This is a genomic window from Haloimpatiens massiliensis, assembly GCF_900184255.1.
Classification (GTDB): domain Bacteria; phylum Bacillota; class Clostridia; order Clostridiales; family Clostridiaceae; genus Haloimpatiens; species Haloimpatiens massiliensis.
Genome location: NZ_LT854640.1, coordinates 1,106,317 through 1,122,591, shown reverse-complemented (window position 1 = coordinate 1,122,591; position 16,275 = coordinate 1,106,317). Strand labels below are relative to the sequence as shown.

12 protein-coding genes are annotated in these 16,275 nt (G+C 28.9%); 7 read left to right on the top strand and 5 right to left on the bottom strand.

What is annotated here, in order from left to right:
- Positions 1–13 precede the first annotated feature (13 nt).
- The 3 genes from C1715_RS13575 to C1715_RS13565 all read right to left on the bottom strand — a co-directional run bounded on the left by C1715_RS13575 (position 14) and on the right by C1715_RS13565 (position 4,575).
- A complete protein-coding gene (locus C1715_RS13575; protein ID WP_102401008.1) occupies positions 14–2,038 on the bottom strand; it encodes a urocanate hydratase in 2,025 nt (674 codons plus the stop codon).
- A 214-nt stretch (positions 2,039–2,252) separates the two neighbouring features.
- On the bottom strand, positions 2,253–3,089 hold the full coding sequence (locus tag C1715_RS13570) for a YjjW family glycine radical enzyme activase (RefSeq protein WP_102401007.1): 837 nt from the start codon (positions 3,087–3,089) through the stop codon (positions 2,253–2,255).
- Positions 3,082–4,575, bottom strand: a complete 1,494-nt coding sequence (locus C1715_RS13565) for a YjjI family glycine radical enzyme (RefSeq protein ID WP_102401006.1) — start codon at positions 4,573–4,575, stop codon at positions 3,082–3,084. The genes C1715_RS13570 and C1715_RS13565 overlap by 8 nt, the downstream gene beginning before the upstream one ends.
- A gap of 937 nt (positions 4,576–5,512) precedes the next feature.
- Here C1715_RS13565 and C1715_RS13560 point away from each other — a divergent pair.
- On the top strand, positions 5,513–6,097 hold the full coding sequence (locus C1715_RS13560; RefSeq protein ID WP_102401005.1) for a GerMN domain-containing protein: 585 nt from the start codon (positions 5,513–5,515) through the stop codon (positions 6,095–6,097).
- A gap of 64 nt (positions 6,098–6,161) precedes the next feature.
- Here C1715_RS13560 and C1715_RS13555 read toward each other — a convergent pair whose 3' ends face one another.
- On the bottom strand, positions 6,162–7,496 hold the full coding sequence (locus tag C1715_RS13555; protein WP_102401004.1) for an aminotransferase class V-fold PLP-dependent enzyme: 1,335 nt from the start codon (positions 7,494–7,496) through the stop codon (positions 6,162–6,164).
- A gap of 333 nt (positions 7,497–7,829) precedes the next feature.
- Here C1715_RS13555 and C1715_RS20075 point away from each other — a divergent pair, with 333 nt between their 5' ends.
- A complete protein-coding gene (locus tag C1715_RS20075) occupies positions 7,830–7,952 on the top strand; it encodes a hypothetical protein (RefSeq protein ID WP_278320113.1) in 123 nt (40 codons plus the stop codon).
- 431 nt (positions 7,953–8,383) lie between these two features.
- Here C1715_RS20075 and C1715_RS13550 read toward each other — a convergent pair whose 3' ends face one another.
- The gene (locus C1715_RS13550; RefSeq protein ID WP_102401003.1) at positions 8,384–9,205 is read right to left on the bottom strand and encodes a TIM barrel protein; all 822 of its coding nucleotides are present in this window, start codon (positions 9,203–9,205) and stop codon (positions 8,384–8,386) included.
- A 542-nt stretch (positions 9,206–9,747) separates the two neighbouring features.
- On the opposite strand from C1715_RS13550, the gene C1715_RS13545 reads away from it, so the two are divergent.
- The 5 genes from C1715_RS13545 to C1715_RS13525 all read left to right on the top strand — a co-directional run bounded on the left by C1715_RS13545 (position 9,748) and on the right by C1715_RS13525 (position 16,267).
- Positions 9,748–10,182 (top strand): DHH family phosphoesterase, encoded by a 435-nt coding sequence (locus C1715_RS13545; RefSeq protein WP_102401002.1) that lies wholly within the window; start codon positions 9,748–9,750, stop codon positions 10,180–10,182.
- 142 nt (positions 10,183–10,324) lie between these two features.
- Positions 10,325–11,689, top strand: a complete 1,365-nt coding sequence (locus C1715_RS13540; protein ID WP_102401001.1) for a tyrosine-type recombinase/integrase — start codon at positions 10,325–10,327, stop codon at positions 11,687–11,689.
- Positions 11,679–13,904, top strand: coding sequence for a site-specific integrase (locus tag C1715_RS13535; RefSeq protein ID WP_180964093.1), 2,226 nt, complete (start codon positions 11,679–11,681; stop codon positions 13,902–13,904). The genes C1715_RS13540 and C1715_RS13535 overlap by 11 nt, the downstream gene beginning before the upstream one ends.
- Complete coding sequence (locus C1715_RS13530; RefSeq protein WP_102400999.1) at positions 13,905–15,734, top strand: tyrosine-type recombinase/integrase; 1,830 nt, start codon at positions 13,905–13,907, stop codon at positions 15,732–15,734. It abuts the gene before it with no gap.
- Positions 15,716–16,267 (top strand): hypothetical protein, encoded by a 552-nt coding sequence (locus C1715_RS13525; protein ID WP_102400998.1) that lies wholly within the window; start codon positions 15,716–15,718, stop codon positions 16,265–16,267. Before C1715_RS13530 ends, C1715_RS13525 begins: the two co-directional genes overlap by 19 nt.
- Positions 16,268–16,275 lie beyond the last annotated feature (8 nt).

The following is a 16,275-nucleotide window of genomic DNA, read 5'->3' as shown; positions in this document are numbered from 1 at the left end:
ATTAATTAAAGTTCTATTTTAAATTATCACAAATTATTTTGTCGATAAGTTTTTCATCAGCAACATAAGGTATGGTAATGTGGTTTTCACCTTTTGTTTTTAGATTGTAATCTATACTTGTTTCTACGGCATTCTCATTTCTAGCCCAAGAACGTCTTGCAACTCCGCTCATAACGTCCCATGCCATAGCAGACTTAATGATATTATCAATTCTTTGACTTCCATCTAAAACTAAGCCAAAGCCTCCATTGACAGAGTTGCCTATGCCAACACCGCCACCATTATGAAGAGCAACTAGGCTCATGCCTCTAGCAGAATTACCTGCAAAGCATTGTACTGCCATATCAGCAGTTATGTTGCTGCCATCTTTAATGTTAGAAGTTTCTCTAAATGGTGAATCAGTACCACTTACATCATGATGGTCTCTTCCTATCATAACAGGTCCTATTTCGCCTTTTCTAACCATATCATTGAATTTAAGTGCTATTCTCATTCTTCCTTCAGCATCTTGATAAAGAATTCTAGCTTCAGTACCTACAACTAAGCCGTTCTTTTCAGCGTCTCTAATCCAGATATAGTTGTCTCTATCTTGTCCACGTCTATTTGGATCTATACATTCCATAGCTGCATGATCTGTCTTTACTAGGTCTTCATGATCATGGCTTAAGCAAACCCATCTAAATGGTCCATAGCCATAGTCAAATAGCATAGGTCCCATAATGTCTTCCACATATGATGGGAATATAAATCCATCTTTTTCATCTACGCCATTTTTAGATATTTCTTTTGCACCTGCATCAAAAACAGATTTCATAAATGAGTTACCGTAATCAAAGAAATAAGTTCCTCTTTCTACTAGTATTTTTATAAGTCTGAAATGTTCTCTTAAAGTTTTATCTACTAGTTCTCTGTATTTGTTTCTGTCACTTTTTAATAGAGCAGTTCTTTCTTCAAAAGTAAGACCTTGAGGACAATAGCCCCCATCGTAAGGTGCATGACATGAAGTTTGGTCAGATAATAAATGAACCTTTATATTGTTTTTAACTACATAGTCTAATAGATCAACAATATTTCCATGATATGCTATGGAAATAGATTTTTTAGCTTCCATAGCTTCGTGAGCCCACTTAATTACTTCTTCTAAATTAGAAGAAGCTTTGCTAACCCAACCTTGATCTAATCTTGTTTGAATTCTTGAATAGTCTACTTCAGCTATAATTCCAACGCCGTTAGCTATTTCTACAGCTTTTGGTTGAGCACCACTCATTCCACCAAGACCAGAAGAAACAAATAAATATCCTTTTAAATCTCCGTCATGAGGAATGCCAAATTTTAATCTACCGGCATTTAATAAAGTGTTGAATGTACCATGAACTATACCTTGAGGTCCTATATACATCCATCCACCAGCAGTCATTTGACCATAGTTAGAAACTCCAAGCTGCATAGCAGTGTGCCAATTTTCTTGGTCATTAAACATACCTATTAAAAGACCGTTAGTTATTACAACTCTTGGTGCTTCAGGTTTTGATTTAAATAATCCTAGAGGATGTCCTGATTCTATAACAAGAGTTTGATCTTCAGTTAATTCTTCTAAATATTTTTTAATTAATCTGTATTGCATCCAGTTTTGACATACTTGGCCAGTTTCTCCATAGGTAACAAGTTCATAAGGATAAAGAGCAACTTCAAAATCCAAGTTGTTATCTACCATTACTTGAAAAGCTTTACCTTCAGTACATTTTCCCTTGTAGTCATTTATGGATTTACCATAAATTCTTCCTTCTGGACGGAACCTGTATCCGTAAATTCTACCTCTAGTTAGTAATTCATTCATGAACTCTGGTGCCAACTGTTCATGATATTTTTCAGGTACATAGCGAAGAGCGTTTTTTAAAGCCAATTTCGCTTGTGCTTTTGTAAGAGTAAATCCTCTATCTGGTGCACGTCGTATGCCTTCAACAAATTCAGGCATTTCAGGAAGTTTCTCCTCCAATTTAATAGTCATAGCATTTGAAATATCTAAGTTAGTAATCATTAAAACTCACCCCGTAACTAATTAATTTTTAATCTACACTATATATATTCACTAAAAAATCGCATATTCCTTTTTAAAATTTCAAAATTTTATACAATTTTAAAAGTTTTCTTTCATGTTACTATAAATTTTGCAACAAATTATTGTGCTAAAGTGAAAAAGTGATGCAAAAAAGCAAAAAAAAGAGATGAATTTGTCATCATCTCTTTTTTGCTTAAACTATAATCACATTTTTACAACCGTTATTTATTGATATCTGTTGCAATTCTTCCATAAATTCTTTAGAAGGAGTGGAACTATTTATAAGTTCTTCTCTAACTCCTAATGGTCTGTATTTTATTATTTTATATATTATATTAGGATTTAAAGATGCTAGTAACTTGCTAGTATTGTGAACATTAGATTTATTATCTAACAAATCTGGAACTATTACAGTTCTTATTTCATATAGTTTATTTAATTTACTAAGTTTTTCTATATTTTTTAGTACAATACTATTTTCCATAGAAGTAAGCATTTTATGCTCTTCTAAAGAATAGGATTTTAAATCTATCATAGCCTTATCCATTACTTCAAGAAGAGCAAAGTCTTTATATAAAGGTATGGAAGCATTGGTGTCCACAAAGCAAGTCAATCCTAGTTTTTTAACTTCAGTAAATAAAGAAACTAAAAAATCCTTTTGGAGAGTGCATTCACCACCAGAAACAGTTATACCTTCTATAAAAGGTTTGACTTTTTTTATCTGTATAATAATATCTTCCACAGACATTTCTTTAACTTTAGGCGAAGCGCTATAAGAGCAATTTTTTAAACAGTTGTCACATTTTACACAAAGCTCTTCTTTCCAGTGAACTTTGTGGTTTTCAAAATAAAGAGCACCAGTAGGACAAACATTAATACAATTCCCGCAGTGTACACACTTGTTTATAGTCTCAGGATTATGGCAATAACGACAATTGAAGTTACAACCTTGAAGAAATATAGCGGTTCTATTGCCAGGACCATCTACTGCGCTAAAAGGTATTATCCTATTTACTAGGGCTTTATTCATATTTTCTTACCTTTCTTTCCAGAACTCTTTGATTTTTAACTGCTCCTAGGCCTAAAGCTACAGTGTCCTGAAGGGCCTGTTTGCCTTTTTCTAATTTTTCTATATCTGATTTTTTAACTAAATATCCTGTGATTCTAATAACATCAGAATCAGAAGAATAAAGAGAAAAATATCTCATATTTAAACTAAAAGCACCTTTTATAATATCTAATATAAATTTAGGATTTCTCTTGGCAGTTTCTTCAAAAGGGAATATATCACCAATACCTGATGGAAAATATTTATGGAAAGGTGCAGATTGTACTATGTGATCATGAAGTTCTGGTTCTTCACCTATAGGTATTCTACATCCAGGACTTATGTTTTTATCACTATCTATACCTACTTGAGCATGAAGTAAGTATTTATTATCTGACTTTTCACAGTAAGGAGCTTTATGTTTAGAGACTTCTTCATATAGTTTTTCAATTATATCTAATCCTAATTTATTAGCTTGTTCTCCATGACCAAATCTATCTTCCTTTTTATCAGAGAAAATAAAGCTATTTACGCATTCAGCAAGACCAAACATTCCAAACATGGCAGAAAAGTTTTCCCTAGAGATTAAGCCTTCTTTTACTAAAAAGTTGCTCTCAAAAAATCCGCTTTCATCTACAAGAAATTTAACTCTTTTATCCATGTATCGTGCCATTCTATCTACAGCGTTAGGTAGAACTTTATTTAAGAAATCCTCTTTATTTTCAGCTTTTTTAGCTAGAAAAGCAAGGTTAAGTCTACATAAAGTATAACTTCCACCTCCTGTATAAAGACCATTATAGCAGCTTACTATATTATAATTTTCACCTAATTCTTTAGAGAACATTTCATCATTAGCAAAACTAGGCTTAGCAGTTACAAGTGCTGTATTTATACAATCTATAGCAAAATCCTCTGGAGTATTTTTGTTGTATTTAACAGTAATATTTGGAATAGCTGTTTGAAGTTCTCTTTGTACTTTCAATATTATTCTGCCTGCTTTAGAGTCTCTTGGACCTATATTTGCATGGCAGAAGGAATCAGTCAAAGTCCTATCTATGTGAAGTAAAAACATCTTTATGGCCCCATAAGCCTCTTGTTCATCTTGTACATAAGGTTCTAATAAATAGTCAATATTGCCTAATGATACAGGAAAAGAGGTTATAGATGGTACATGTTTATATAAAATTAGTAAGTTGTTAACTGCTTCCAATATATCTTTGGCTGGTTCAAGACCTAAAAATTCGCTGCCATTTTTCATGAATTTTTCGTAATCAGGAACTATATATCTAGGCCTATAAGGTGCATGTCCTTCACCTAAATCGCATATAACTCCTTCATTCAAATATTCCTTTGAATCTTTATCTATATTTAAAACATCTAAAGAATCTTCTGCAGCTCTTGCTAAACTTAAGACTTTTTGTTCATAAGTTAGAGTAGTGTCTTTTATAATATTCAATATTTTGTCCATAGTTTTCACACTCCTATACGATAGTATAATATAACTCAATTTTCGCACATAAAGTTCAAGCTCTACATTAGATTAATAAGGGTTCTTAATTTAAAATTTAGAATGTAAAATAGAAATTTGTAGAGTAGGTAAGAGCTAATAGGTAAAAGGTAAGAGTTTCTTTAAAAAATTCAGCAAAGCTGAATTTTCATCACAACTATTACTTATTACCTGTTACTTGCAAAGTAATTATAAAAAACTCCTTGAGTTTTATCCTTAACTCTTATTTCTTAGCTATTAGCTATTAACTACTACTTACCTGCAAATTTCAAATTATAGTTAATTTCTAAAAGAGCTTTATTCTTCATTTTAAATTTTATATTTTTATTTTATGACTGCGAAAGTTGAATAATGTAACAATATAAATGTGTAACTGTTTACACATTTATAGATAATAATTAATATTAAGTATATTTTATAATTTTTCAATAGAAATATCAATGTATAATACGATAAATTGATACAAATTTCGCCAAGAGCACTTACCAAATTATTTAAATAGGGTAAGTAGTACTGAGAGTGTTGGGAAAGATGTAATTTAATGAAAAATAGTTAGTAAAAATGGTTTTATTAAAAATAGTATGATATAATTTTTATATAAAAATAGTAGAAAGTAATGTAAGATTTGCAATTTAAAATTAACAAACGGTAATTATAGCCATATTAGAATCACATAAATTATCTAAGAAATTAATTACCTAGGGCTAAATTAGTGAGTTGCAACAAGCTGTAAGATAATATCTAAAAATTATTTTATAGCAACTAGCATATAGTACTTTATTCATAAACATATACTGGAAATAAGGGCTTTAGATACTAATGATTCATAGAAATGGTTAAGATATAGAAAAATTTTTCTTATGAATAGTTATTTTAATTAAAATGGAGGCGAAAATATATGAAAAAAATTATGTACTTTATATTATGTTCTTTACTTGCTGTAAGTTTTGTAGGCTGTGGTAAAACTAGCAGCAATTCAAATGAAAAGGAACAAAAAGAAAAAGCAGCAGTGTCTGCAGAAAAAGATGGTGACAACAAGGATTCAGAACAAAAGCAAGAGAATACGAAAAAAGAAACTGTTAAGAAAGTTTTTCTATATTTTGTAGATGATCAAGCTATGTATTTAAATAAGGAAGAAGTAGAATTAGGTGAAGTTACACCAGAAATTTTAATTAAAAAGTTACAGGAAGGGCCAAAGGAAAAAAATCATTATCCTGCAGTGCCAAAGGATGCTGAGATTAAGGTAAGTGTAAAGGAAAATGTTGCCTATGTGGATTTGGAAAAGAATATCGCTACAAAGATAAATGCTGGATCTACAGGAGAAAGTATGTTTGTGTATTCTATATCTAACACATTAATCTTAAACAAGGATTTGGGAATAAATGAAGTTAAATTTTTAATAGATGGAAAAGACATAGAAACCATTAATGGACATATGGACACTAGTGGTAAATTCAAGGCTAATGAAAATATAGTTAAATAGAGAGAAAACAACCTTTCTAGTGATAGTATTTTTCACTGGAAAGGTTGTTCTATTTAATAACTTTCTATTCATCAGAAATTTTAAATTTTTGTTTGTTTTTTACAATATATTTAATGGCATTTACAAAAATATCTATTTCTTGTAAGGTGTTATATAAACCAAAGCTTATCCTTACTAAGCCTTTCTTTGGATTGTCAGGATTACGCATCATGTACTCTATTTCATCTTTTGGAACATTTAAAAGCCTTTCTACATAAGGATGTGCACAAAAGCATCCACTTCTAACTCCAATACCCCAATGCTCTGAAAGGGCCCTAGCTACATTTCCATGATATAATCCATTTATATTAAAAGGAATTATAGAAACTGTATTTTGATAATCATCTTTTTTACAATATATTTTTACATCTTCTATGGTATAAAGTTTGGAAAGAGCGTATTTTTTTAAAGTGTCTTCATGCTTGTAAATTACATCCATACCAATGGAATTTAAAACATCTATTGAAGCACATAATGCAAGAGCACCCATTAAGTTTGGAGTACCTGCCTCTTGATTATCTGGAGAGTCTGCCCAAGCTATTTCTTCTGGAGTAACTATTTTTATAGTTCCGCCACCTACTTGCTCAGAAATATTGTTATTAAAAAAATCTTTAGGTCCAATTAGAACTCCACATCCAAATGGAGCGTACATTTTATGAGCGGAAAAAGCTAAAAAATCAATGTGACTGGAAGAATCGTGAGGCTTCATAGTAAATGGTACGTGTGGTATAAGCTGAGCCCCATCTACTAAAATCTTAGCCCCATTTTCATGAGCTAAGGAGGCTATTTGATGCACTGGATTTATATAACCAGTTACATTTGAGGCGCCAGAAACTGCAACTAATTTAATCCTGCCACTATATTTTTTTAGTTTAGCTTCTAAGTCATCCATACAAAGTTTACCATATTGGTCCACGTTTATATAAATCACATTAAACTTATTTCTCCAAGGTAAATCATTGGAGTGATGCTCCATAAACGTACATAGTACAATATCTTTATCCTCATTACTTTTATCACCTTTCAATAAATAAGAAAGTTTGTTAATACCCTCGGTAGTATTTTTTACAAATAGAACCTCATCTTTACTTAAATCAGCTTTAACGAAATTTGCAACTACGGTTCTACATAAATTATACATATCAGTGGATAGCTTGGATTTGTATCCAGTACCCCTATGAATAGAGGAATACCATGGAGCGAATTTATTTAGTTTATCCATAACCGCTAAAAAAGCAGGTGTTGTAGCGGCATTATCAAAATTTATATAGTAGGTTGAGGTACCATTACATATAGGAACTTTGCAGTAGGCTCCAACTATTAATTTTTTAAAATTTTTGTTGTTTATATTATTATACATTATATTCCACCTCAATTGTGGGCAGTGTTTTAGTTCCCATTATTATTATATTAAATTTAAAATTTTTAGTGATACAAAATATTTAGAATAATTTATTGTAATTAGGATAAAATACGATTAGTGATTAAGAAAGGGGGGAAAATCATGGCTAAGAAAGGTATGAAGAGACCTTCAATGGAAGAAAGTGCAAGACCTCAAAATAAAGGTAAGAAAAATAAAAGAGAAATAAATACTCCAGAAGAAAAATAAAAATTATAATTACTAGGAGTTGGCACTTAGATATCAGTAGGTCATGAGTGCTTTATAATATTATAAAGATTAGGAGCGTGTAAAATGCATAGCCAAGGGAAAAAGGCTAAAAGAAAATCTAATCATCAAGCAGCAAAGCCAGAAGTTATAGAAGATAAAGAATTTCAAAAGAATCCTAGAAAAGGTGCCATAGAAGGAAAAAGTTAATATTGAATAAAGTAATCCTTTAAAGTAAATCCCTAATCTCAATGCATAATATCCATTTAGGCGCATTTAAATAAATAACAAGTCAGTATGCTAGTCTATTTTGCGTCATATTGCGTCAGCAGGTTCCGCCGATAGTTCTACTAGCGGCGGAACCTGCTTCCTTGTCTGACACAAAATATACCAGCATCTTTGACTTGTTATTTCTTTTCATGTACCTTATTGATTAAGAAATTATTCGAGAGTTTAGGCTTTTTATTCAACTATATTAAGTGCTGGTAAAAAAACCGAAGAAATGCATCATAACCTATAAATTATATTTTACAATCACTTAGCATTAAAATAAACTAAACTAAACTATTTATTTGGGATTAGGGACTTGTAAAAAAGTTTTCTGGAAAAACAAGTATATAAATAATCTTTGTTACTTATAACTAACAAAAATTATAATAAGTTTCCTTAAGGAGAATAGCATCTCTTTCTAAAATAGGGCTTTCACAGATAAGGCATCCTTTTACATGAAAATCCTTTAAAGCTTTTAGACAAGCTTTATAGTTAAAATCACTTTCCATTAAGGGAAGGTGATTTTTTTCTCCTTTGGGGCCATAATTTATTCCAGATAAATGCATGTGTAAATCTTCTAAAGCCTCTTGTCCTAAATTATCTTTTATATATTTTAGAATATTGGCAAAGTCATTATAATCTTTTAAAGCTCCATTATATCTAGCGTGTAAATGGGAGAAATCTATACAAAGCTTACAGTGAGGCAAATCTTTACATAGGGAGACTAATTCTTCTAGAGAACCAAATTGTGTGCCTTTACCAGTGGTTTCAAGTCTATAATCCACTCCAAAATAAGGAAGCTTGCTTAGATTTTCTTTAATTTTATTAAGGGTTTCATCCTTGCTTTTTTTTAAATAAAATCCAGGATGAAATATAAGGCTTCTTCCACCAACTTTTTGTAGTGCCTCAGCTCCCTTTAATATTCTTTCTAATGATTTTTCTTGTTTTTCATCTTCTTCTGCATTCAAATTTATGAAATAAGAACCATGAGCAGATAGGTAAAATTTATTGTCTTCCTTTGCTTTTAATATACCAGCCTTATTTTTCTCTGTTACATTTACAGATCTTACGAAAGGAAGTTCCATAGCATCCAAACCATAGTTTTTAAGATATTCTATACCAGTTTTGTATGTGAATTTTTTTTCATCTTCTCCTAAAGGGAGACCTGAAATACCAAACAATAATTTATCCATTTTAAACAATCCTTTCATTAGTGAACATATCTGATATTGTCCACAATAATCAGCATAAATATTATAACATAAAGTAAAGTATAATTTAGTAGCCTTTTTAACTTTGTGACACACTACTCAAAATTTATGATAAAATAAAGCGAAGTGTATAATTGTAATTTAGGATTAAAGATAATATTATATGATTAACCCACAAAAAGGTACAATGCGATGGAATTATGAAATTTTTCCTCCATGCCTTTAATAAGAGCTCGGAACAATAAATTTAATTTTAGAAATTCTAATCTTTTAGCCATATAAAATTATCTAACACTCACATTCAGCGTCCTGCCTCAGGTTCGCTAGCCTGATGTCCTTGCCAGGCTTACGATAATTTTATCTGTCTAAAAGAAGAATTTTTAAAATTAAATTTAAACAGTTCCTTCGCTTCTTATGAAAGTCATTCCAGAGAAATTTCATAATTCAAGTAATGTAATGCTTTTGTGAAATAATCATTATATATAATAAAATTTACATGAAAATTATATGAGAAGAGGTATAAAATGAAATCTAAATGGCTACTTAGAACTACTAAAATAGATATTAAAAAGCTATCAAAAGAAACAAATTTAAATCCTACAGTGGTGAAAGTTTTGATACATAGAGGAATCAAAGAAACTAAAGATATAAAGAGATTTATAGAATCTTCAGTTAAAGATTTGCACAATCCTCTTTTGATGGAAGACATGGAAGAGGGAACAGAAATAATAAAAAAATCTATAGAAATGGGCAAAAAAATATGTATATATGGAGATTATGATGCTGATGGAGTAACTAGTACTGCTATATTGTATAAGGCATTAAGGGCTTGTGGTGCAGATATTAAATATCATGTGCCAGATAGAGAATTAGAAGGTTATGGTATGAATTCTGAAAGAATAAAGAAACTTAGCGAAGAGGGTGTAGAAGTTATTTTGACTTGTGACAATGGTAAATAATCACTTAACTAATTGTCTAATATTATAGTTTAATATATTTTTAAAATATTTTTTTGTTTAAAATTCATAGGAATAATTACTTGGATAATTGTACAAAACTGAGTATAATATAAAACATAGATATAGACAATGGAGGGGAAAAATGATAAGAGTAACTGAAATTAGAACTCTAAATTCAACATCTTTCTTAAAAGAATATTTTAGTGATAGAAATAAAGATAAGAATTCTGTCATTAAAGTTAATATAGCTAAAGTTGTTCTTAAAAAGGAAGGGTTTAATTATATCATACTTTATGATGAGAATATGCGTGTAATAAGAAGTGTTTATAAATATCTGAATATTGAGTTAGGTAAATATTCTTTTAATTATAGAGAAATAGTAGGTACAGCTTTAAAATTATTCTATTCTTACCTTAGAGTATTCAATTTTGACATAAATAATTTAGGTATTAAAGAAATAAATATGCTAAAAGAATTCCTTTATGGAGAGAGTAAAAAGGGTCAAGAATATGAAATTAATATAACTTCAAAAAGAGGTGTTAATACAGTTAATAAATATATTGCCTTTTATAGAAATTATCTTAAATTCTTAGGTATCAAAAATGAAGTTCTAAATGAAAAAACTGTAGTTGCTGTATTAAAAAACACTGATGGACTTTTAGCACATACTAAGAAAAAAGCGTATGATAAGTATGCTGTTACGGATAGAGGCTATTCAAATGATAGAGTAGTCCCAAGATATATAAGTAAGGATGAGTTTGCAATAATAATGGAGGTAATTAAAAAAGAATATACTCTAAGAGAAGAAATAATTGTAGGATTAATGTATGAAAATGGTTTAAGAATAGGTGAAGTTCTTGGTCTTACGCTTGAAGATATAGAAAATAATAAGATTATAATAAGAAATAGACTTAGTGATAAGCCGTATATGTTAGCTAAAACATGCTATAAACCTAAAAATGAGAAAGATTATAAGAACAGTATATGTGGGGTATATATGATAGGTTATCAAGTTATCTTACCTACTGAGGATACAATGGATAAATTGTTTTATTACATTGATGAAGCACATGGAATAATGAGTAAAGTAAATAGAAATAACTATTTTAAATATGCGAAATCCGATAAAGTGACTAATGGAGAGGACCTTGAAGGTGACAACTATTATGTATTTTTAAATAAAAATGGTGCTGCATTAAGTATCAGTGGGTGGAATAAAATATTAAGAGCTATTTTTGTGAAAGCAGGTTTAAAGTTAGATAGAAATTCTAAAAGAAATAATTTAAATCACAGATTTAGACATGGCTTTGCGATGAAGCTGATTAAAAACGGAGCAACAGCTTTAGATGTTGCAAGTGCTCTAAGACATAAAGGAATATCATCTGTCATGTGTTACTTTAGACCGACTGAAAAGGATATGTTTGATGCAAATAATTATGCGTCTCAAACTGCAAGAAATGATTTACAAGTATTAGATAATGATGAGGGAGATAGTTATGACGAATAAAGAGTTTAATGAATATGTTAAAAATTATTTTAAATATGCCGATAAAAATTTTCGTAAAGGTATTATAAATAGTTTTAATGATATTTCAGTAAATCAATTATCATGGGATACTATTTGTAAGCATCTAAATAAAATTAGATATCAAAAGAATGTCCTTTTAGAATTTTATAGTCATTTGTTAGATAATAACATTGAATTTGGAAAAGATACAGAATATTTAAGAAAAAATAAATGGATATTTTCGTTGCCGGAACTAGGTAAAAGCACATTGTATTTTGATAATTTTTTCGAAGGCAGCAGACCAGAGAAAATTTTCCTTTATTCAAGTGATAACGTTAAAAAAATATTTTATATAGATATAGATAGCCCAAGCTTAAGGAAAATATTACAAGGATATATTAATAATAGATTCAAATTTACTAAAAATTTTACTCAACTTAATATATTCATTAAATCGTTTAAACTTAGTTTATCTAAGTGTGATCGAATGCCAGAAACATATACAGATTTTACTTATGAGACATTTATAGAACAATATAAAGTTTTAAAAGGAATGACACATAATAGGAAAAATGACATTGCTTTTAATGAATTACGTCATTTTTATGTATATTTACTTGATATGTTAGAAAAAATGGGGGAAACATATAAAATATTTGAGGAAAGTACAGGCATAGATAGAGTTTTCCTTAAGAATAAAAAGTTTAATAATCTATATGAAAAAGGATTTAAAGTTATCAATTACAACAAATATGAGGATATCCCTAAGCATGACAAATGGATGCTTAATCCGAATGGCTATGAAAAGAGTTCAGTTTCAATTAAACCTTTAGAATATAGGATGGTTAATTTTAGTGTAATAGAAGATATTGAAATGAGGAAATTAGTAAAAGAATATTTTATATATAGTAATAAAAGCTTAGCAACCTTATTAACAGAGATAGGTAGCATTTTTGGGTATTTTAAATTTATCCAAAATGATAAAATAAAAAGGGAATCTAACCAAGTAATTAATTTTGGAAATCGAAAAGATAACTATAATGAAATATTTAGCGAATTTAAAATACTTATGTTTATTGAGTATAAAAGTAGCAAGGCATCAGGATACGCAAAAGCGGGTGGTAGTTTATCACAATTGAAAAGGTTTATAGAGTTTGTTGATAATAAAAAAATATATAATATCGACTCAAAGATTTATAACTATTTTAAATTTAAAAGAGATAGTAAACAATTATCAAGTAAGGTTATAGTAAAAGAAGATTTGGAAAAAATAGCAAAGGAAATCAAAACAAATATGAAAAGTGGAAGTTATAACGATAAGATATTTTGGTTTTACTTTTATCTTGCGATTTCAACTAATTTCAGGCCTAGTGAAATACTAAGCTTAAAAAGAGATTGTATTGTATCAACAATGAAAACAGGTGAATACAAGGTTGTATCAGAAAATATAAATAGAATTAATATGAAAACAAAAGCTTCTGCTGGTAAGAGTATTGAGGTAAATCCGTCTGAATATACGTTAAGAATTATCAAAGAAGCAATAGAGTTTACCCAAGAGTTAGCAAATGAATCTCCTAATAAAATTAAAGATTTAATTTTTATTAAAAGAGACAAAAGTGGTTACATTGTACCAGTTAGTAATGAAAGTATTAGATATCATTTAGATAAACTTAATAAAAAACTGGAATTGGTGAATGGACCTTATGCTGCTTATGATTTTAGGCACACCTACATGACAAAATTGTTTGAGGATGCCGTTAAAAATGATAAAGTTAATCTTGCAATTTTGGCATCAGGTCATAAGGATATTTCAACTACAATTAAACATTATATTAGACCAGATGTAAGAAATTACTTGGAAACATTTTACAAGGTTAATATCGGAAATATTGATATTAAAGGTAGAATAATTGATAATATTAGTGACATTAATATGGAAATGCCAAAAGATTTACGTGAAGTAACTGTAGGTGAATGTGGTGGAATATGTACTGGAGAATGTGATATTATCGAAAATATTGATTGTTTAATTTGTAAAAAATATGTTGTGCCAGTAGATAATATACCACTGTTTGAGAAAAAGCTTGATTTATTAAATAATCAAATTGCAAATGAGCAAATTCTACACGAAAAAGAGCATTTGGTTTCAATAAAAAAATTGTATGTTGCTTATTTATCAGCAATGTATTCTTATAAGAAGAAGGAGAATAATTAGGTGAATAGTAATTTAAAGAATAGCACTTTAAATATTGATGAAGAAAGAGTAAAAGAAATTGCATATGATGGTGATGTTAAAGTCATAAATAATTCAAATATAGGAAAGTTGCCATTTTTCGACTGTGAAATATATTTTAGTGATGATACTTGGGACTTTGGTTTATATTTTGAAAATAATGGTCAAACTAAAAATATATATAAATTTAGCAAGATAAATGAAGAGTACAGAGATTATGTAAAAGAATATATATTGGAATTGATAATAAATAAATATAAATCAACATCAATTAATAAATATTTTTATATGATTAAGAGAATAGTAAATTTTTTAATAGAAAACAAGATTTATAGCTGTGTAGCCATCAATAAGGTAGTAATAGATTCATTTGAAAACTTTATTAATGAAAGTTATAAAAGTGAATTATCAAGAAGTCATCTTAGAATGATTTTTAGGAGATTGCTTTCTCTAATAGAATTGGATAACAATGTAGATTATTCAATGTATAAGAAGATTTTAAATAAAAATAATATTGAGTTGATAAAAGCTCAAAATGAGACTGGTAAAACTCCGCAAATACCAAATGATATCTTTGATAATATAATTAGGTGTGCATTAAAAGAAATAAAAAATAATAACATCACAAATAAAAATAAAATGGAAGCTTGTATAGTGTTATTGTTAACTCAAGTTGGAATGCGCATAAAAGAATTGCAGTTTTTAGAAGCTAATAAAAGAAAAGAAATTAGCTGTTTTGATGGCAAAACGAAGATTTCATATTTGGGGTTCTTGACATTTAAGACAACAAGGAGGGAACGAGGTGGAGTAGTAACAAAAAGTTTTTTAACAGAATTGGCAGATTTAGCGTATGTGACTTTAGAAGAATTAACAGAGGAAAAGAGAAAATTATGTAATAATAATCACATATTTATTGGTAAAACTGCAGATGTGATTAATCAGTCAACAATAAGGAGATATGAAAGAAACTTTATTGTAAGAAATGCAAAAGAAATTGGAGTTTTTAATAAAAAATGTGACGGATCTTATATAATGACAAAAAACAGTAAAAAGGATTGGATTAATTATAGAAAATATCTAAAAAATATTAATGATGAAGATTTTATAGCTATTCCAAATTCACACCAATTCCGTGTTACTGTTTGTAATAAGTTAATCAATGAAGGCGTTCAGATTGGTTGGGTTATGGAACATATGAATCACTTGAGCCCTGAAATGACTAAACATTATATTAGAAAAGAAAAAGTTGAAAATAAAGAACTATCCAGAAAATTCTTTAAGGGGGTTTTAAAAAAGGAATTTAAAGCAATTGGGGATCAAGCAGAACAGCTTATGGAAAAGATAAATGAATACATAGAGAAAGGGCATTTTAATATAAAGGTAGACATAGATGATATAGCTGATTATTTAGCTGGACAGATTCCTATAAGAGAAAGAGCCCTTGGATTTTGTATAAAAAGTGCTTTCGGTAAGAAGTGTAAGTATAATGAAGTTATGTGTGCTTTCGATATGTGCCCAAATCATATAACATGCTTTATAAACGCAGATATATCCTATAAAAGATTTAAGAACCAAGTTAAATCAATAAAATACAATGAAGAGAATAACTTTAAACAGGAAGCTAAAATAGAAAAGGGGAAATTGAGAAGGTTAATTGATAGAAATTTAAAATACGAGCTTGAAGAACTTAAAGTGGAAATTGATAATCAAGGAGAGACAGAAATAATTCGTAAATATCCACAATTGAAAGAAATAACAGAAGAAATAGATAAGATAATGATGGAGGTTAAAGATTGGAAAAGAAAGATTTAGTAAAAATAACAAATGAGAATTTAATAAAATTTGATATGTCATTATTTAAAGATTTGAAGCCTAATATACAAGAATATTTACTAAATGTCGAGGAAAGAATACAGAGTATCGTAAAGGCAAAAGAAGAAGCCTTAAATATTTATAAAAATAGCAAAATAAGCACTAATGGGATAGTTAAGACTATTGGAGTGTCAAGACAAACAATGTATAATAATGGCATTACTCATTATATAACAAAGAGACAACAAGAAGTTGATAAACAAGATATTTGTAATATGATCATAGAAAAAAATAATGAAATGCAAGAATTAAAAGATTCATTGCGAAAAATGCAATATAGTAATTTAAATGAGCAGATTCTTTTAGATAGAATTGAGACATTAGAGTATGAAAATAAGAATTTAATAGAACAAATGGAGTCGTTAAGCAAGAAAAATATGGACTTATTGGTTGAATTAACTAAAGTAAGAGGTGAGTTTAGAACTAGATCCAATTCTAATGTAAGAAGTTTAAACAAAAATAAGTCTAAATAATAAGGAAG

What these genes read in the sequence shown, in the direction of transcription:
- C1715_RS13575 (WP_102401008.1), bottom strand. Translation starts at nt 2,038, where the DNA reads ATGATTACTAACTTAGATATTTCAAATGCTATGACTATTAAATTGGAG.
- C1715_RS13570 (WP_102401007.1), bottom strand. Translation starts at nt 3,089, where the DNA reads ATGAATAAAGCCCTAGTAAATAGGATAATACCTTTTAGCGCAGTAGAT.
- C1715_RS13565 (WP_102401006.1), bottom strand. Translation starts at nt 4,575, where the DNA reads ATGGACAAAATATTGAATATTATAAAAGACACTACTCTAACTTATGAA.
- C1715_RS13560 (WP_102401005.1), top strand. Translation starts at nt 5,513, where the DNA reads ATGAAAAAAATTATGTACTTTATATTATGTTCTTTACTTGCTGTAAGT.
- C1715_RS13555 (WP_102401004.1), bottom strand. Translation starts at nt 7,496, where the DNA reads ATGTATAATAATATAAACAACAAAAATTTTAAAAAATTAATAGTTGGA.
- C1715_RS20075 (WP_278320113.1), top strand. Translation starts at nt 7,830, where the DNA reads ATGCATAGCCAAGGGAAAAAGGCTAAAAGAAAATCTAATCATCAAGCA.
- C1715_RS13550 (WP_102401003.1), bottom strand. Translation starts at nt 9,205, where the DNA reads ATGGATAAATTATTGTTTGGTATTTCAGGTCTCCCTTTAGGAGAAGAT.
- C1715_RS13545 (WP_102401002.1), top strand. Translation starts at nt 9,748, where the DNA reads ATGAAATCTAAATGGCTACTTAGAACTACTAAAATAGATATTAAAAAG.
- C1715_RS13540 (WP_102401001.1), top strand. Translation starts at nt 10,325, where the DNA reads ATGATAAGAGTAACTGAAATTAGAACTCTAAATTCAACATCTTTCTTA.
- C1715_RS13535 (WP_180964093.1), top strand. Translation starts at nt 11,679, where the DNA reads ATGACGAATAAAGAGTTTAATGAATATGTTAAAAATTATTTTAAATAT.